Raw genomic sequence first — 18,224 nt, 5'->3', positions numbered from 1 at the left:
CACGCCGTTCGCGCCGTTTGCCCGGCGTTGTCCGCCGGTGCACCTTGCTGCCGTCCGACCCTGTCCGGGTCGATGCCATCGGCTCAGCCCGCCCGCCTCGCGCGCCAGCCCAGGCGGCCGGCGATCTTCGACGTCACCGTACGAAGCCGTTCCTCGACGCGCCAGGCCCAGATCAGCGACAACGCCGTCAGGACGATGCCGGTGATCGCCGTCAGCAGCAGCGAATGCACGGTGAACTCGGCGACGATGTACGACACGAGCAGCAAGGCGATGGCCGGCAGGATCTTGCGCACCATCTCCCAACTGGTCTTTGCCGCCCAGAAAAGCAGCACGCCATCGATCAGCACACGCAGGCTCCACGCGGTGGCGGCACCGGGCAGGCCGAAGTAGTGCGTGAACGCGTACAGAATGCCGAGGAAGGGCAACAACTCGACCACGTGGAAAATCGCGATCACATTGGGCCGCCCCACCGCCTGAAGATAGGTGGAGGGGATAAAGGCCAGACTATTGATCCAGACGCCCAGCATGATGATTCGCCCGATCGGCGCCGACGCCATGGCGAAATCCGGATTGACCCAGACCGACATGAACGGCTCCAACACGAACAATCCGAACACGACGCAGGGCGTCATGAACGCGGACAGGGCCTGAGCGGTCTGGACGAAGAAACGCGCCGAATCGGTCTGTTGCAGGGCCGACATGCGAGGAAAGATCGTACGCGCGACCACGCCCGGAATGATGCGCAGCCGAATCGCCAGCGTGTAGGGGACGTTGTAGTACGCCACCGCCTTTGTGCCGAGCAGGCTGCCGATCAGGAAGCGGTCCGATGATTCCAGCAAGGGACTGGCCAGATTCGTCACCGTCACCCACGCACCATAACCGAACAACTCACGTCCGAGCTTCAGGCTGGGACGACCGCGCAAACGCAGCGGGAACTGGAAAATGTTGGTGATGAACAGCAGCACGATCGCCGTCGAGCCGGCGATAATCGTGGCCGGAATCATGTAATTCAGCTTCACGCCAAACGCAAAGGACGCCGCCAGCGGCAGGGTCTGGAACAGAAACGTGTTGAAGACCTGCACGCTGTTCAATACGCCGAAGCGCTCCCGCCCCTCCAGACAGCCCGTCAACGCACCGCTGATCGTCGTCACCGGAACCGATGCCGCAATCCAGGGCATGACCATCATGACTTCGTTCTTCAGCTCCGCATCCATCTTGAAAAAACGCACCATCAGCGTTTCGCCAAGGATATAGAGCACGACCGCGCCGACCAGACCGAACAAGGTGTTCAGCATCAACGCGGTCCAGAACACGGACTCCCGCTGTTCGTCGGTGGCATCGCCCAGCTTCGCCACCTGATTCGCCGTCGCGCGTGACAGGCCGAAATCAAAGAAGCCGAAATAGCCTTGCAGCATCCAGACGATCGTCAACAGCCCATAGCGGGCACTGCCCACATGATGCAGATACATCGGGACCGTAATCAACGAGACCGCGATGGGGAGCACGCTCCCCATCAGGTTGTACAACGAATTGCGTCTCAGATTCCCTGCCATGCTCTGTACTCTCCGGATGCCCGCGTGCGACGCACGTCAGTCCTATTGTTTCTCTCGTGGCGCCGGGCGCGCGACTGCCGGCCTCAAGGGTGCCAGCGATACATCATCACCTTGCTGCGTGCGTCCTCTTCGACGAACACCACATACTCGCCGTTCGCCCGTTTGATCGCGCTCATCCCCATGGTCAGATCGACCCAACCGGAGACATTGCCGACATCGGCGCCCGGCCCCATCGTTCCTACTTCCTTGCCGCTGCGCATGTCGTAGACATGAATCTTCGCGGTCACGGACTCGGCGGTGAACAGATAGTCCCCTGCCACCGACATCGAAATCGTCGAAACCAGCGGCTTACCCGTGGGGTTCCACGGCATATCGATCGTGAAGCGTGCCTTGCGGTTGCCCTTCGACCAATTGTCATAGCGTGCGAAGACGGTCCCGGCCTCCTTCCACAACTTCGGGTCGGCCGGCTTGTCCGCCGTATAGCCCGCGACATACATCGTGTCCGTCGCGGCGTCGTACTGCACGCGCTGGATTCGCGTGAATGGCGCCGGAACCGCCGTGTTCTGCGCCTGGTCGTAGCGGTAGATCGGGGCGCCGTGCGCGTCCAGGCCGCCGAACGCATAACGTCTGAGGCCATCCGGCCCCATCGCCGCCCAGACATTACCCTGCGTATCGATCCACCAGCCCGCGCATCCGGCGCGGTCGTCGCCTGAATCGCTGACGTATTCATCGGCGCTGAAATGCGCATCGCCATTCGCGTCGCGCCAGATCCAGCCGCCGCTCTTGCCGCCGGCGCCCTTGGCCGGCTGGCCCGGCGGCGCGCCGTTATTCATATGACCGCGCGAAATGATCGTCGCTGGCGTGGCGATCGTGCCGCCGTCCTGCCCCAGGCGATAAATCGACAGCTGCGACGAATACATATCGGTCAGCGCCAGGAAGGGCTTGCCTCCCATATGCACCGCTTCCATCGCCGTCATGAAGGGGTGTTTGGCCTGCAAGCGCGGATCGTCGGTGTACTTAAATCGGTTCAGCGTGGTGGCGTCGTAACGCGCTTCCTGACCGGCCGGCCGGTTGTAGTCCATCTCATACCGCGAGGACTGCGTGTAGACGTGCGCCGGATCGCTCGGATCCGGGACCGCCACATCGGCGAAGGTCAGACCCTGTACTTGCCAGTTCTGCTTCTGCCAACCGCTGCCCGAGGGGGCATAACTCTGCAATTGCGAGCCGAGCGTTGCCGCACCGTCCGGGCCCCGGCCATTCATCGACACATACAGGTTGCCCTTCGCATCGGTCGACACGCCGGTCAGGCCGTTGAAGCGCAGCGGCCCGGCCTCGCCCGAGGGCGCGGACAGCATGCCGCCCTTGACGCCGACCGCCGTGCCCTCCGTGTACTTGCCGTCGCTTCCCTTCGCATAAACGAGGATCTGCTGACCCGGACCATTGTCGGCAACCAGCAAGCGGTGCTGCGCATCGACGTGCAGATCGACTGGAACGACCTCGTCGGCCAGCGCGGCAATGCCCGGTAGTGGCTTGCCGTCGGCAGTGAAATGCAGGATCGCAGGATCGCCCAATGTCTGCGGCGTGGACGACGTGGCGTTCGGTGCCACACCGCCGGATTCATTTGGCGTCGCGGTTTTCTGCCGCGCCGCGAGTGCCACGCGTGGGCGACGGATCACCGGCGGATTCGAGCCAGTCCATTGCTTGCCCGACTCCGCGATGACCCACACGCTGCCGTCCGAGGGATCCACCGCGATCCGCCCCGGACTATCGACAGCCCATTCCCGCTGCTTCTCCATCGTCTCGGCGTCGAGGGCGACGATCTTGTTGTCGGTCGCATCCGAGACGAACAGCGTGGACTCCGATGCGGCAAGCCCGGTGACGTTCCCGCCCTGGTCGGTCGTCTCGCTAATCAAGGCAAAGCTGTTCTGCATCGGGCTCAGACGATTGCCGCGCCCCAACGCGAACGCCGCACCGGCATTCAATTGCTTCAGCGGCCGACGCGTGACGCCATACCAAAAATGGCCACGTTCCGGAAAGTTGCCCATCGTCGGGCCGGATCCCGGGCTGCCGATGCCGGCACCGGTATAGAGATAGCGGCTATTGCCGGCGATCGCGATGCCACCGGCATTGCCGGAGCCATGTGTATGATCGCCGCTCATGACCACCTGCCCATCGCGATAAGCCGTCACTTCATGGCCGCCCTCGTCCCAGATCGTATTGGCGTAGACGGTGCCATCCGGCGCGACATAGAGGGACGCGATGTTGTTCTGCACCCAGCCCACACGCCCTGGAAAGGAATTGCCAAGCCAGGACGTCTTTGCCGGTAGCGTGGCGCCGCCCGCCGCGCTCGTCGATTGCGAAAACGCATCGGGCACGCCGCTTACGCCGAACACCGTCACAAGCGCCATGGTCAACAAAGTCGGCGCGACGAAACGCGTCGTGGACAGGGTGCGCGCTTGCTTCGGTTTGGACGTCGGCGTAGTCATAGGCGGTTGCGTTCCTTTTCGAAGGTTCAACGGCGCAGCGTCAGCATGCGCCGATCGATCAAATCCAGAGCCAGGGGGTCACGACGCGCAAGGTCTTGCGCAGCATGAACTTGTAGCGATTCTTGCCGGAGTGGTAACCCTTCGCGTCCGCGCCGCGCACGCCGATCAATTCAGGCGTGGCGCGCAGACGGCACGGCCCCTTGAAACCACGGGCGTGCAGGCGGCGGCGCACGAGGTGCTCCGCGACGACCAGGCCGTCCGGGCTGTCGATCAGCTCGTGATAGACCTGATCGAGATATTGATCCCAACCTTGGGGCGTCCACGCCACCAGATAGAGATCCATCCATCCCTTTTTGGGATAGTCGCGATAGTTACAGTACACCTTGAAGTCGCTCGGCGCCGAGTCGATGATGTGACGCAGATTCGAAACGATATAGCGTCCGGTGATCTTCCAGATCACCGTATCGGTCGGCGAAGAATGACGGATGAAGCGGGAGTTTTCCATCGCGTACTGAATCAGCTTGAACTCGCCGTAGCCGCGGCCATTCGACGGCGGGAAGTCGTTGCCGAAGAAGCTCAAGAACTCGACGTTCTCTTGCGCGCCATGCTCGGCTACGACCTTCTGTAATTCGCTCAGGTCCGAGCCCGAGTTCTCGCAGAACACCAGGCGTTCATTGGCCTTCATCTGCGACAGATAGAACGTCAACGCTTTCGCGTATTCGCGCAGACGCGCCTCGGGATCGATATGTCGCAGATTGTCGATGCCCCGCAGCGGGTTGATCGTCGCGGTCAACAGCAAGATCTGTTCTTTATGACTTTTTTTCATCGCCCCAATCCTTTTGCCAATGATGCAAACAACGACAACTGCTGCGCTGCGATGCGCTGCCACGAGAAGCGCTCGCAGGTTTCCAGTGCCGCGTGATGCAGACGCCCCCAGAGCGCCTCGTCTTCGATCAGTCTGGTGAAAGCGTCCACCAACTGCGTCGTATTTCGCGCTTCGACCAGCAAGCCATTACGTTCGTCCGCGATGTACTCGGTCGGCCCCGGAATGCGCGAACACACCGGCACCAGACCACTGGCCATCGCTTCCACGCCGACCAGCGAAAAGCCCTCGCTGATCGACGTCAATCCCAGAATCCCATAACCTTCCAGCAGTTCTGGCAAGGCATGGTTCTGATAACGCGGGATAACCGCTATTCTCGAATGGAGCGCAGCCGGGTAGTCTTTCAAGATGCCATCAGTCCCGGTCTTCTCACCGGTCCCGATAAAGGCGACCCGTATATCAGGATACCGCTGCATGATCTGCAGCGTCGCCGCCTTGAAATACGTAATGCCCTTGCGGAAAATGTTGCTGCCGATAAATGCAATATGACGCGGTCTGGCCGCGATGGCAGAGCCGGCAGGTGCCGCGACGCCTGCGGCCAAAGGCGCGGCAGTAACGGCATCCGATACGGCGGTCGAAGTTACCGCGTCATGCGCCTGCAATGCGGTAAGCGTTGCCGCGGCGCGTGCGACGAAAATGCTATCGACACCGTTCTCCACCAGGATCGCTTTGTCGCGTTGCACGCCTAGTTTCGTAATGGCGTACTCGCGATCCGCTTGATTCAAGAACAAGCCCGCGTCTGCATGGCGAAAGGACATCGCCACTTCCCACAAGCGGTATCCACCGTGATAGATAGGATACTTCCAGGATTTTTTCTGTTCGCCCTTTTTACAATTTTCAACAAATTGCTCGTGCACCACGTGCTCGAGACCGTGACTGCGTGTCACGCTGACAGTCTTCTTTCGCCAACCGAAACGTTTCAACACATTGACGACCCAGCCGTCACCGGATGAAAGATCGAGCACCTCGTATTCCGGATGCCGCATCACATGCAGCAGCACGGACCACGGGAAGAGAATCGCACCAAACTGCGAAGCGCGCTTCCCCAGACTATCGAACGAAAACATGTCCACTTCGTGACCCTGCTCGCGAAACGCTTGCGCGAGTTTATAGGTCACGCCCGCCGCGCCTGCATGTTTGTCCATCGTGTGATGGATCGACATCAGGATCTTCATACGAGCGCGTCCGATGGATGTGTCGCGGCAGCACCGGGCTGCGCCGCCGAGGGCGCGGAAGGGCCGGCGGTGTCGGCCGCCGGATGCGGATCGGGCGCTTGTGGCAGCGCCGGGGTCGCCGGGGCTAGCGGGGTCGCCGTCGTGCCCGCGCTCGACGACGCGTTCCGACGCAACACCACCGGCTCGCCATTGCGCAGCGCGGTGGCCGCGGCACGTCGTGCCGACCATGCCGATTCGACCGCCTCGATGAACTGTTCCCGGAACGATTCGTTCGAGAAACGCAGTGCGTTTTCGCGGCAAACGTTCGGATCGAACCGGTCGCGATTCGCTTCGAATTTATCCACCGCGGCGACAATGCTATCTATCGATTGCTCGTCGAAGAACACGCCGGTGGGTCGACGCGGCGCCGGCGCGTCGAGATCGACCACCGTCTCCAATGCACCGCCCTTGCCGAACGCGATCACCGGCGTTCCCGACGCCTGCGCTTCTACCGGCGTGATGCCAAAATCTTCTTCCGCCGCGAAGACGAAGGCTTGGGCACTCCCCATCTGACGCTTCAGTTCGCTGAACGGCTGATAGCCCATCACCTCGACATTCGGCCCCGCGTTGGCGCGGATCTTTTCGAGATCGGGCCCGTCGCCGATGACCTTCAACTTGCGATGGGGCATCGCCGAGAAGGCCGCGACGATCAAATCCATCTTCTTGTACGGCACCATTCGCGAAGCCGTCAGATAGAACGGCTCCTTGTCCGTCTGCAGCGAGAAGGCGTCGACATCCACCGGCGGATACAGCACATCGGCCTCGCGTCGATAAACCTTCCAGATGCGCCGGCGAATGAAGTCCGAATTGCAGAGGAAGTGATCGACGCCATTGGCGGTGCGCACATCCCAGTTCCGCATATAGTGCAGAATTGCTCGCGCGATCCAGCCGCTCTTCTTCTTGTCGAGACCGCTTTCGCGCAGATACTGATGCTGCAGATCCCAGGCATAACGAATCGGTGAATGCACATAGCTCAGATGCACCTGGTCCGGCCCGGTGATCACGCCCTTCGCCACCGCATAGCTGCTGGATACGATGACATCGTAGGACGACAGATCCAGTTGTTCTATCGCCAGCGGCATCAGGGGCAGATAAGCACGGTACTTCGACTTCGACATCGGCAGGTTCTGGACGAACGTCGTCGTCGCCCGCTTGCCTTTGAGGAAGCCGCGTTTCTCGTCGTCGAGATGGTCGACGGTGCTGAAAATATCGGCCTCCGGGAAGCAGTTGATCATCTGCTCCAGAACCTTTTCAGCACCGGCATACACCACGAGCCAGTCGTGAATGATCGCGATCTTCACCGATGAACCTCCGCCGTTGGCGTGGCATGGGGCGGATTGGTCGGCCCCGATGCATTGTCCCGCATGGCATCCGCAGCACCCTGGCGAGTGGCGCGGAACCGCGTCATGATGTGTTTGTCGCCACGCAGCCATTGGCGCAGCACCTGGACATAGCCGGGCACGTCACGCGTGCCCACCATGCGATACCAGTTGCAGACCTGCGGACCACGCGCGCCGAAGTGATCGAGCATGATGCGATGCAGGTTGTAGGCAGCATTCGTCAACGCGGCAACGCTCGGCGCGTTGCGGCCGTCTTCGTCGAAACGTTCAGCCGGATAGTGATTGACCTGCACCTGTGGATCGTAGATCAGCTTCCATCCGGCACGACGCACGGACAAGCTCATCGACAAATCGTTATGCACTTGCGCGCCGGTCCCACGCAGACGCCGGTCGAAACCGATCGCCTTGATGACCGCCGTGCGATAGCTCATGTTCGCGCCCTTCAACACGTCGACCTCGCGTGCGGCGCCGGCGCCCAGGTGATGGTTGCCGATCACGCGCCCCGTCGGCTCGACCACGCCGACGCGATCGCGCGTGCCGGTCAAGGGCTGGCCTCGGTGATGCACCCAATCCCGCCCACCGACGCCGCCGACCTTCGGATCCGCGGTGAAGTGCGCGACGATCCGTGCGATCCAGTCCGGATGTGGCGTGGCGTCGTCGTCGGTGATGCAGGTGATGTCGTACTGGCTTGCTGCAAGGCCCGCGTTCAAGGCGGCCACCTGGCCGCCCACTTGCACATCGACGATGCGCAACGGCAAGGTGGCGGCGATCGTACCGTTGGCGAGCGCTGTGGCGACGGCATCGCGGGTTTCGTGATCGTCGGTGCGCGCGATCACGAGCACCTCGTCCGCCGGACGTTGCTGCGCCTGCAGTGCGCTCAGGCATTTCAGCAGATCCGCCGGGCGGCGATAACTGGGGACTAGGACCGTGACTTTCATAATGACTCTCTCAATCTTGCGCTGACGCCCTGTCGGGCGTGGACGACGCGTGTTCCGTTCACGCAGCCGCGCGCTCGTAGACTTCGCGCGTACGCTGGGCGATAACTTGAACGTCGAAATGCGTGCGGGCATAGCTGCGACAGGCCTCGCTGTCGGGCAACTTCAAGCGGCCGCTCATCACGTCGTCGATAGCCGTCGCGATCGCGCCGCTGCCGGTGGCCGGCAAGACGAGATCCGGCGACAGGCCACTGACGGCATCCGGCAGGCCGCCCACCGGCGTCACCATGACGGGCGTGCCGCAGGCCAGCGATTCGATCGTGATCAAGCCGAAACCTTCCAGGGCGACGGTCGGTACGATGCTGAAATTCGCCGATTGATACACCAGCGGCAGATCGGCATCGGGCACATAGCCGAGCAACTTCAATTGCGCGCCGATGCCCTTCGCCTCCGCCCGCGCCCGCAATTCTTCCGAGAGCGGGCCCTTGCCGGCAATCACCAGCAGCAGATCCGGCCACTTCTCGCGCAACTGCGCCACCGCATCGACCAAGTCTTCCAAACCCATGCGGCGCACCAAGCGACGCACCGCGACGATGATCGGGCGGTCCGTCGGCAGACCCAGCTTTTCCCGCGCCTGCCGTTGCGTTAGCCCCGTTTCATACGATTGCGTATGAATACAGCCCGGCACGATTTCGATCTTGTCGCGCGCCATGCCGTACTGCTCTTCCAGCACCGTGGCAAACGCTCGCGACAAGACGATCTGGCGTTGCGAGCGCTTATAGACGGACTTCTCCAGATGCGCCTTGATCCCATGCGTCAGGCCGGTGGGATTCTCGAAGCCGCTCTCGCTCGCCCACGGACCATGAAAATGCATCACCGTCGGTGTATCGGCCAGATATTGCATCCCCGGCATGGCATACAGCGCGAAGTGAATGGCGACATTGTCCGGACGGAACGCCCGGACTTCCTCGCGGATGGCCCGACGGCTCGCCAGCAAGCGGCGCGCTATCGACTCGTCCTTTCCAGCGAAACTGCGGATGCGGCCACCGGTATCGCGTTCCGCCTGCCCGTTGCCGGCCACCAGCCCGTGCACGTTCACGCCCGCATCCGGCAGCGCGTTGAACAACGTGTAGTACATGCGATCCAGGCCGCCCGGGCGCTCCGGGAACCAGTGCATGCCAAGTTGTAATGAGTTCATCTGGGACCCTCGATTCTCTGCACGTCGGCGTCATATCCCGCCTGACACATCATTCGATCAATCGGTCCGGTTGGCCCCGCCGGACAGTCGCATTACGCGGGGAGATGGTCGGTCTGCCCGCTTGCACATACGTGATGCACGACGCCCCCGGGCGCGTGCGATCTGAGCGCGCGGCGATTTTCGCTCTGCTGCGCTCCTTGCCCCAGCGCGACGTCAGCGCGCGGCTTGGGGCTCGCCTCGCTGCTTTTCAGCCAGCGTGCGTTCATAAACTGCCAGATAACGATCGGCCATCGCCTGCCAGGAGTTGCGCTTGACCGCCTCCCTGCCGCGGGTCCGCATCGTGGCGCGTAACGACGAATCGCCCTGAATCGTCTTCACGGCCCGCACCATGCCGTCGACGTCGTCGGGATCCTGCAGCACGACGCCGGCATTGCCGAGCAGCTCCGATGCCCCCGCACGCGCCGAGGCGATGACCGGCAATCCGGCCGCCATCGCCTCGGGGATCACCAACGCCCACGGGTCATATCGAGACGGGAAGACGAAGGCATCGCACGATGCCATCAACTGCGGCGTCGCCGTCACGTGCCCCAGGAAGTGCACGCGATCCGCGATGCCGAGATCCTGCGCCATTTTGGGATGCGCGCTGCCGCGCGCCTCGCCGCCTACGGCGAGTTCGATCTCGGGCGGCAGCTTCGCCATCGCCCGGAGCACGGTATCGAGGTTCTTCCGCGAGTTACGGATATCGCCGACGAACAGCAGCAGGAACTTGTCCTCGGGCAGTTTGAACTGCGCACGATTGCGCGGCACGTCGGTAAACGCGTCCACCGATGCACCGTTGAAGATCACATCGGTATCGCCTTCGATGCCCGCCTGTTTCAGTTCATCGCCCACGCGCTTGGATACGGCGATGATCGTCCGCGCGCGCTTCAGCGCAACACGTTCGAGGCACATGTTCAGCCGCGTATAGAAGTACTGATAGGCCGAGCGCAGCCCGCCGAACGGCGAAAAAGGATAGAAACCGCTGCGATACCAGCCCCGATGCACAAAGTGCACCGCATTCACATCGGCCGATGCCCACGTGATGAAGCCGTTCGCGTGCAGGATATCGAACTCGCCGCGATGCTTGCGGATCGCCTGCAGGCTGCGCCAGGCAAACACCTGATAGCGCAGCATATAGGTCGGCAGCTTGCCGTAGTCGATTCGGATCCAGGTGAGATTCGGGTGATCGGCGAAATCGGTTTTCAATTCCGCCGCGAACAACAACACCTTCCAACCGCGCGCGAGCGCCGCGCGGATCACCTCGAGGTTCACACGCCCTTGCCCGTCGTTCTCCCGGATCACATGTTGGACGACTGCCAATCTCATATCGCCCCCTTCTTGCTGATAATGCGTTGATGCACGCCGCCGGATGGCCGCGGTGCGCGGTTGACGATCGTGCCGGTGCGCGCGATGGGACGTTGCACGGTCGGCGCCGGCGCGGTTGCGGCGGCCGCCGACGGCACCACGGCGGACGCGTCGGTCACCGGCGTGGCAACGACGTCGGTGGGTTCGACCGGATCAGGGACGCGCGGCAAAGCGCGGCGACTTTGGTAATACCGATGCGCCATCAGCGGAATCGTCACGCCGATCATGTACAACATGCCGTCCAGAGCCACGAGCGTATTGACGAAGACGATCTGCGCCAGCACGCCGATCGAGATGGCATACCAGACCATCACGAACCGGTCGCGACGGTACTTGATCGCCAGCCGGGTGGCGCGCGCCAGGGAACTGAACAGACCGATCAGGAACAACAGCACGCCGGGCCAGCCGAGCGTGTAAGGCAGCTCCATGACGCCGCTGTCGAACGACGCCGTCAGCGCCGCATTGGCACCCCCGCCGTTCAAGCGGGCGCCGGTACCCACGGCCCCCATCCCCTGCCCCGCCACGTCGCCGAGCGCGGTGGAAAGGAAGCTCGAATAGAACTGTGTCCGCGCCGCGAAACTGTTGTCGTTGCTGATATCGCCCACGGTGTCGACGCGCTTGCTCAACTGGCCCGACACCAAACTGCTGGTGAACACCGGCACCGACAGCATCGCGACGATCAGCACCCCAAAAATGACGCGAATCTTCGTCTTCGCGTCCAGCACCGTCAGCAACAAGATAATCGACAGCGCCATCCCGCCCCAGGCCGACCGCACCAGCGTCAGGCCCAGGCAGATCACGCCGAGCGCCGCCGTTAGCCAGCGCCACTTATAGCCGGGAACCAGCGACAGCAGCAGTCCCGCCGAGATCATGCCGGCGAAGGGCCCGGTCGAATTGAGCGGCCCGAACATCCGCGAGGCGAAGGGCACCGGATCGCCCAGCGAGCTGGTCAATCCGGACAGGGTCATCCACAGCGCGTCCCAGGGCGGCATGATCGCGTACTGGATGATGCCGTAGATGCCCATGAAGATCGTGCCCGACAGCCAGGTCCGCATCATCATCCGCTGGAACTGCGGATAACGTTCCGACAACGAATAAGCATGCAAGGCCATCAGGATCGGATACAGCCATCCTGAAAAAGCATAGATCGCCGAGAACAAGCCATTGGTGACGATGCCGACGGCAAAGCTATAGAGCGTGCCCGCCAGCATCAACAAATAGGGCATGCCACTCTTGGTACCGAGGAAGCGGCCATGCCGCATCAGGCTGAATAGCGCCAGCATCGCCACAGCGAGCGGGGCGACCTGAATCGGGCTCGTCGGATTGAACGTCCCGTGGAAAAAGTCGGTCAGCCGCCGAATCTCGGACGAGGCGAACCACAGCCACCACGAATAGCCGACGTAGTAGACCGGGTAACGCTTCAGGAACCACGCGCCGATCCCCACCGACATCAGCGGGAACACGAACTCCAGCAGCGTCCCCTGATGCGCGACGATCAACAGCAACGTAATGACGATCTGCGCAACGGGCAGCGCCCAGAATTCCTTCGAGCTGGTCCGGCGCGCGCCGCCCTGCCGCTGCCCGGGGCCGCCTGCTTGCGCAGGATCGGCCGCGGGGCGCGGTGGCAGGGACGGGGCGGAACTGAGCGAACTCATCGGCGCACTCAATCCTTACTATCGTACTGATAGACGTAGTGGTAATTGCCGCCGCCGTACTTGCCGTACTTCGCGACGCGGCTCGGGATCGCATTGAAGATCGCGCCCACCACACGGCCACCCGACTGCGACAGCTTCTTGATCGAACCGGACACTTCGCGCTCCGCGTGCATGCCGTGACGGAACACCAGGAAGGAACTGCCAGCGAAGCTGCTGATGATCGTCGCATCGGTCACCGCCAACACCGGCGGCGTATCGATGATAACGATGTCGTATGCGTTGCTCAGCGTCTCGAAAATGTCGCGTGTTTCGGGCGACATCAGCAGTTCGGCCGGATTGTCCGGGATCGCACCGGTCCAGATCGTGCTCAAACCGGCGATATCGGTCTGGTTCACGACCTGCTCGACCGGCAAGGTCCCCGACAATGCTTCGGAAAGACCCGGGAAGCGCGGCTGATTGAAGTATTCGTTCAAATGGCCGCGGCGCATGTCGGCGTCCACCAGCAGGACGCGTTTGCCGGCTTCCGCGAGCAAGGTCGCGATATTGACCGAGACGAAGCTCTTGCCGGTACCCGGTACCGGACCGGACATCGCCAGCAGATTGTTCGGCGCATCGGCCAGCGCGAATTGCAGCGAGGTCCGGAAGCTCCGCAGCGATTCGACCGACGGATCCTTCGGCAGGGACTTCGCGAGAATCGCGCGACGACCGTCGCGGGCCCGCTTGTAGCTCTCGTCCCAACGCACCTGAACGGCGTTCAGCGGCACGGCGCCCATGACCGGCAGCCCCATCGTGCGCTCGATGACGTCCGGATCTTCGATACCGCTCGACATTTGCTTGCGACCGAACACGAACAAGGCGCCCAGGATGATCCCGAGGAACACCGAGGCCGCGACGATCATGCCCTTCTTCGGCTTGATCGGCGTTGCCGGCGGCATCGCACGGTCGAGAATCCGGACATTACCGGTCGTCCCGGCGCGCTGGATCTGCAATTCCTGCACGCGGTTCAACAACAGCACGTAGATATCTTCCGAGACCTTCGCATCGCGTTGCAGACTCAGCGCATTGGCTTCGTCGATCGGCATGCTCTTGAAACGTTCCTGAAATTTGTCGCGTGCCGCCGTGATCTGAGCGATCTGCTGCTCGATCGACTTCACCATCGGATGCTCACGCGTATAGCGTTGCAGCAGGTCCGTTTCCTGCAACTTCAAAACGCCGATCTGACGTTCGTAGTCGATGGCGCCTTGCAGATAGACGTTCGCTTCTTCCGACGGCTTGAAGGTCCCCGACTTCTGCTGGAACGCGCTCAAGCGTTGCTCGGCCTGCTCGAGCTGCACCTTACGCTCCGGCAGTTCCTGATTCAGGAAGTTCAGCATCAAGCTGGCGTCTTCCTGCTTGCGCTGGATATGTTGCCGCAGATAGGAGTCGGCCACGGCATTCGTCAGCGCCGTGATGCTATCCGGGCTGGCGCCCGTCATCGAGATCTGGATAACGCCGGTCTGCTTGCCCTGCTCGGCAACCGCCACGCCCGCGCCGAAGCCCTCGATCGTTTCCAATTCGTTCTGGCGGGTCACCGTGAAACGGCAGCCAGGATTCGCCACCAGGCCCTTGACCAGGATCGACACGCCATTGCCGCTGGCCGGCTGCCCGACCGTGCCTTTCAGCAGCAGGTTGCCGGACGGATCGCGGAGTTCATACGTGTTGTTCTTGCCGGCGGTCAACTGCAGCGGCATGTTCTCCATCCGCTCCGGCACGGTGATGTCGTCGATGTCGAGACGCTCGCCGCCCCAGGCATAGCCCTTCAGGCCAAACCACGGACGCGACAGCTGCCCCTTGGAACCGAAGAGATGCGCGAGCTTGCCCAGGACCGGAAAGGTCACCGGGGCGACACCGAACTGCATCTTGAATTGATGCACGACCGGACCGAGCACGTCGCGACTTTCGATCACCTGGATTTCCGCCGCCGTGGGCAGCGTCGTGCCGGACAGGCTGCTTAGCGCATTGGCCTGCTGGGCGAGTGGCGACGAAGTATTGTCGGGCTGCTCGACTTGTACCAATGCGTCCACCGAATAAATCGGCGTGGCGATCTGGACATAGACCAAGGCGGCCGCCACGACGACGACGGTGATGCCGACGATCCACCAGATCTGTTCGATGAACAGACGGACCAGGTCTCCTAATACGAGACCCTCCTGTTCGCCGCCTTGGGCCATCTGCCCGACGTTGTTAGCTGGGGTATTCAAATTCTCTCTGCCGGTCGATTCAACATTCCGCCCGTTCTGTCCTGCAACGGGCCCCGAGGCGCGTGTGGCCGGCCGGAGCCGGGCAACACGCGAGGCGTGGCATGGGTTACGCGAAGGCTTCACAGGGAGGCGACACGCGCACCGCGCGCATCGCCCTGCCGCGTGTTACTTCGACAGCTGCTTCAGGTAGAACAGTGACGACAAGGTCGGCGTCACGAGAGCCAGGACGCGGTTGAAACGTACGCCCTTTGCGGTGCCCACATAAACAACGTCCAGCGGATCCATCTGGAATTGCGCGGCCAGCAGCAACGAGCCCGGCTGCGTCATATCCAACTGATAGATCTGCGGTTCGGTTGGATTGTCCCGTCCACCACGGAACACGAACACCTCGCGGACATTGGCGGCCGTGTTGTCGACCCCCTGCGCGCCGGTGACGGCATCCGCCAGCGTCAGCCGGCCCTTGTTCATATACAGCGTCGTCGGCTTGATGACCTCACCCAGCACGAAGACACGGCTGTCGATCTGATCCGGTACATTGACGACGTCGCCCCCCTGCAGCAGCACGTTTTGCGAAACGTCGCCCCTGTCGAGCAGCGCATAGGCATTGACGATCGTCGTCTTGCCGTCGCGAATCAGGCGCACCCGCTGCAGATCGCCGGTATCGCTGGCGCCGCCGGCACGGGAGATCGCATCGGCCATCGTCAGCGGATGGTCGGTGATCGGCAGCGTGCCGTTGGTCTTGAACTGGCCGGTCAACTGCACCTGCTGGCTGCGGTAAGCGAGAATCCGCACCGTCACCTGCGGCATATTGATATAGCGCGACAGTGCGCGAACCAATGCATGCTGCACGTCGTCGGTGCTTCTGCCACCCACCGACACCGTGCCCGCGTACGGGAAGAAAATGGTGCCGTTCGGCTGGACCGTGTACCCGGTCGGATCGTTCTGCATGCCGCCGCTGGCGGTCTGCGAGAACGGCGTCGCCATGCTGGTGCCGCCGGTCGGCCCGCTCATCGTCGAGCCCAGCGAGCTACCGCTCGCGAGCGACAATTCGGGATGGTCCCAGACGGTGATCGACAGGATGTCCTGTGGCTCGATCTTATAGACGTAATGCTTGGGCGCGCCCACCGGAACATCGATATGGGCATCGGCCGCCTTGGCGGCCTGCTTCTGTGCCAATCCTTGCCGCAGCACCACTTCAGGAGTGATCGGCTGCACCAGATAAGACTCGTCCTCGGTACTGACGACGTTCGCCTTCGTCATGCTGGACGTATCCAGGTAACTCCCTGGCGCCCACATGCAGCCACCCAATGTGGCCACTCCGAGGCAAGAAAAAAGCACTGCGCGACTTAGCATATTTTTTTGATCCAGTTTTCGACTGACTGCTCCACAAGTTCGGCACTGCCGCGATAGACCGATTCCGCTTGTTTGTAGGGGTCGTAGATTTCAACGTTGAGCCACTTGCCGAGCAAGTGCACCTTGCCGCGCGAGGAGGGATCCACCTCGGCGACCTCTCGAATCTGCCGCTCCTCCATCACGAGCACCAGCTGGGCTTCCTGCACCATTTCGGCCGTGATGAGCCGGGAACGATGCGCACTGATATCGATGCCCTGCTCGGCCAGGAGGCGGGTCACGACGCGATCCGCTTCGTGTCCGTCCCTTGCGTGCAGTCCAGCCGAATGCACGACGATCCCGCGCGTACGAATCTGTTCATTCGCGCGAAAGAGTGCCTCGGCCATGGGGCTTCGACAAATGTTCGCATGGCAAACGATCAGTATGTTATTAAACATCGTTGGATCGTCTGAAGGTTCAGGCCGTCTTCGGCGAGGACTGACCCGTCACACCGGCTGCCGGTACGAAGGGACGTCCGATCGCTTCATAGCGAAGGCCGAGTTCCGCCATCGACGACGGTTCGTACAGGTTACGACCGTCAAAAACAGCGCGTGCGTGCAGTTGCTTGATCAGCTTACCAAAGTCCGGGCTTTTGAATGCGGTCCACTCTGTAACAATGATTAACGCATCGGCCCCTTCAGTTGCGGCATATTGCGCATCGACGAAAGACAGACGCGCCAGGGCTTCCGGATCGCTTTCGAAATCAAGTGCGAAGACGCGCTTCGCTTCTGCCTGCGAGACCGGATCGTATGCCTGCACTTTCGCGCCGCGCGCCAACAGTTCGGCCACCAGCGGACGGCTCGGTGCTTCGCGCATATCGTCGGTGTTCGGCTTGAATGCCAGGCCCCATACGGCGAATGTCTTGCCGCTGAGGTCTTCGCCGAAGTGCTTCGTGACCTTGCCCACCAGCACGCTTTTCTGCGTGTTGTTGACCGCTTCCACGGCGTTCAGGATCTTCAGGTCATGGCCGTACTCGGAGGCCGTGCGGATCAGCGCCTGCACGTCCTTCGGGAAGCAGGAACCGCCATAGCCGGTACCGGCATACAGGAAGCTATAGCCGATGCGCGGATCAGAACCGATCCCACGACGCACCGCTTCGATATCGGCGCCGACACGATCCGCCAGATTGGCCATTTCGTTCATGAAGGAAATGCGCGTTGCCAGCATCGCATTGGCCGCGTATTTCGTGAACTCCGCCGAGCGCACATCCATATAGCGCGTACGCTCGTGGTTGCGATTGAACGGTGCGTACAGGTTCTTCATCATCTCGCGCGCACGCTCGCCCGGCGCGTCGTCGTCGACGCCCAGCACGATCCGGTCGGGCCGCATGAAGTCTTCGACCGCGGCGCCTTCCTTCAGGAATTCCGGATTCGACACCACGGAGAAACCGTACTTGTCGCCTTCGCTGCCGATGCCGCGTGCCGTCAGCGCCGCGCGGATCGTATCGGCAACGCGACCGGCCGTACCCACCGGCACCGTCGATTTGTCGACGATGACCTTGAAGCCTTCCATGTGCTCGCCGATCTTCTTCGCGGCAGCCAGCACATACTTCAGATCGGCCGAACCGTCTTCATCGGGCGGCGTACCCACCGCGATGAATTGCACGTCGCCATGCGCGACGCTGGCGGCAATGTCGGTCGAAAACTGCAGCCGCCCGGCGGCGCGGTTGCGGGCAATGATTTCCTTCAGCCCCGGCTCATGGATCGGGACACCACCATCGTTCAGGATCGCGATCTTGCGCGGATCCACGTCGAGGCAGAAGACGTCGTTGCCGATCTCTGCCAGGCAGGCGCCCGTGACCAAGCCTACGTAACCAGTGCCAATAATGGTGATTTTCATAATGTCGTATCTATCGTGTTGCGGTTGTCAGGCAATGCGTTCGACAAGGCTGCGCCGGCTGCAAGGCGCGTCGTCGACGTCACCAGGA

The 18,224-nt window shown here is 62.1% G+C and carries 12 protein-coding genes and 1 pseudogene; all 13 read right to left on the bottom strand.

Features of this window, described 5'->3' with window-relative positions; translation table 11 throughout:
• Positions 1-83 precede the first annotated feature (83 nt).
• Entirely contained in the window at positions 84-1,553 is a 1,470-nt protein-coding gene (locus ABEG21_RS01120) for a flippase (RefSeq protein ID WP_347555471.1), read from the bottom strand.
• An 83-nt stretch (positions 1,554-1,636) separates the two neighbouring features.
• Positions 1,637-4,039: a hypothetical protein gene (locus tag ABEG21_RS01115; RefSeq protein ID WP_347555470.1), complete on the bottom strand. Its 2,403-nt coding sequence runs from the start codon at positions 4,037-4,039 to the stop codon at positions 1,637-1,639.
• Between the two features lie 58 nt (positions 4,040-4,097).
• Positions 4,098-4,865, bottom strand: coding sequence for a hypothetical protein (locus ABEG21_RS01110; protein WP_347555469.1), 768 nt, complete (start codon positions 4,863-4,865; stop codon positions 4,098-4,100).
• Positions 4,862-6,097, bottom strand: coding sequence for a glycosyltransferase family 4 protein (locus ABEG21_RS01105; protein ID WP_347555468.1), 1,236 nt, complete (start codon positions 6,095-6,097; stop codon positions 4,862-4,864). The genes ABEG21_RS01110 and ABEG21_RS01105 overlap by 4 nt, the downstream gene beginning before the upstream one ends.
• Before the next feature lie 227 nt (positions 6,098-6,324).
• Positions 6,325-7,488, bottom strand: a pseudogene (locus ABEG21_RS01100) (glycosyltransferase family 4 protein); the annotation flags it as partial.
• On the bottom strand, positions 7,434-8,414 hold the full coding sequence (locus ABEG21_RS01095) for a glycosyltransferase family 2 protein (protein WP_347555467.1): 981 nt from the start codon (positions 8,412-8,414) through the stop codon (positions 7,434-7,436). The pseudogene ABEG21_RS01100 and the gene ABEG21_RS01095, both read right to left, overlap by 55 nt.
• Before the next feature lie 58 nt (positions 8,415-8,472).
• Complete coding sequence (locus tag ABEG21_RS01090; protein ID WP_347555466.1) at positions 8,473-9,609, bottom strand: glycosyltransferase family 4 protein; 1,137 nt, start codon at positions 9,607-9,609, stop codon at positions 8,473-8,475.
• A 213-nt stretch (positions 9,610-9,822) separates the two neighbouring features.
• Positions 9,823-10,974: a glycosyltransferase family 4 protein gene (locus tag ABEG21_RS01085; RefSeq protein WP_347555465.1), complete on the bottom strand. Its 1,152-nt coding sequence runs from the start codon at positions 10,972-10,974 to the stop codon at positions 9,823-9,825.
• A complete protein-coding gene (locus ABEG21_RS01080; RefSeq protein WP_347555464.1) occupies positions 10,971-12,668 on the bottom strand; it encodes a glucose-6-phosphate isomerase in 1,698 nt (565 codons plus the stop codon). Before ABEG21_RS01080 ends, ABEG21_RS01085 begins: the two co-directional genes overlap by 4 nt.
• 8 nt (positions 12,669-12,676) lie before the next feature.
• A complete protein-coding gene (locus ABEG21_RS01075) occupies positions 12,677-14,878 on the bottom strand; it encodes a polysaccharide biosynthesis tyrosine autokinase (RefSeq protein ID WP_347556557.1) in 2,202 nt (733 codons plus the stop codon).
• Between the two features lie 195 nt (positions 14,879-15,073).
• Positions 15,074-16,261, bottom strand: coding sequence for a polysaccharide biosynthesis/export family protein (locus tag ABEG21_RS01070; protein ID WP_347555463.1), 1,188 nt, complete (start codon positions 16,259-16,261; stop codon positions 15,074-15,076).
• Positions 16,255-16,695, bottom strand: coding sequence for a low molecular weight protein-tyrosine-phosphatase (locus tag ABEG21_RS01065; RefSeq protein ID WP_347555462.1), 441 nt, complete (start codon positions 16,693-16,695; stop codon positions 16,255-16,257). Before ABEG21_RS01065 ends, ABEG21_RS01070 begins: the two co-directional genes overlap by 7 nt.
• 19 nt (positions 16,696-16,714) lie before the next feature.
• Complete coding sequence (locus ABEG21_RS01060; protein WP_347555461.1) at positions 16,715-18,136, bottom strand: UDP-glucose/GDP-mannose dehydrogenase family protein; 1,422 nt, start codon at positions 18,134-18,136, stop codon at positions 16,715-16,717.
• Between the last annotated feature and the right edge of the window lie 88 nt (positions 18,137-18,224).

Source organism: Robbsia sp. KACC 23696 (genome assembly GCF_039852015.1).
In the GTDB taxonomy this organism is placed as follows: domain Bacteria; phylum Pseudomonadota; class Gammaproteobacteria; order Burkholderiales; family Burkholderiaceae; genus Robbsia.
This window is presented reverse-complemented; position numbering and strand designations above follow the sequence as displayed.

Coding starts and splice junctions, on each gene's coding strand:
- ABEG21_RS01120 (WP_347555471.1), bottom strand. CDS start 1,553: ATGGCAGGGAATCTGAGACGCAATTCGTTGTACAACCTGATGGGGAGC.
- ABEG21_RS01115 (WP_347555470.1), bottom strand. CDS start 4,039: ATGACTACGCCGACGTCCAAACCGAAGCAAGCGCGCACCCTGTCCACG.
- ABEG21_RS01110 (WP_347555469.1), bottom strand. CDS start 4,865: ATGAAAAAAAGTCATAAAGAACAGATCTTGCTGTTGACCGCGACGATC.
- ABEG21_RS01105 (WP_347555468.1), bottom strand. CDS start 6,097: ATGAAGATCCTGATGTCGATCCATCACACGATGGACAAACATGCAGGC.
- ABEG21_RS01095 (WP_347555467.1), bottom strand. CDS start 8,414: ATGAAAGTCACGGTCCTAGTCCCCAGTTATCGCCGCCCGGCGGATCTG.
- ABEG21_RS01090 (WP_347555466.1), bottom strand. CDS start 9,609: ATGAACTCATTACAACTTGGCATGCACTGGTTCCCGGAGCGCCCGGGC.
- ABEG21_RS01085 (WP_347555465.1), bottom strand. CDS start 10,974: ATGAGATTGGCAGTCGTCCAACATGTGATCCGGGAGAACGACGGGCAA.
- ABEG21_RS01080 (WP_347555464.1), bottom strand. CDS start 12,668: ATGAGTTCGCTCAGTTCCGCCCCGTCCCTGCCACCGCGCCCCGCGGCC.
- ABEG21_RS01075 (WP_347556557.1), bottom strand. CDS start 14,878: ATGGCCCAAGGCGGCGAACAGGAGGGTCTCGTATTAGGAGACCTGGTC.
- ABEG21_RS01070 (WP_347555463.1), bottom strand. CDS start 16,261: ATGCTAAGTCGCGCAGTGCTTTTTTCTTGCCTCGGAGTGGCCACATTG.
- ABEG21_RS01065 (WP_347555462.1), bottom strand. CDS start 16,695: ATGTTTAATAACATACTGATCGTTTGCCATGCGAACATTTGTCGAAGC.
- ABEG21_RS01060 (WP_347555461.1), bottom strand. CDS start 18,136: ATGAAAATCACCATTATTGGCACTGGTTACGTAGGCTTGGTCACGGGC.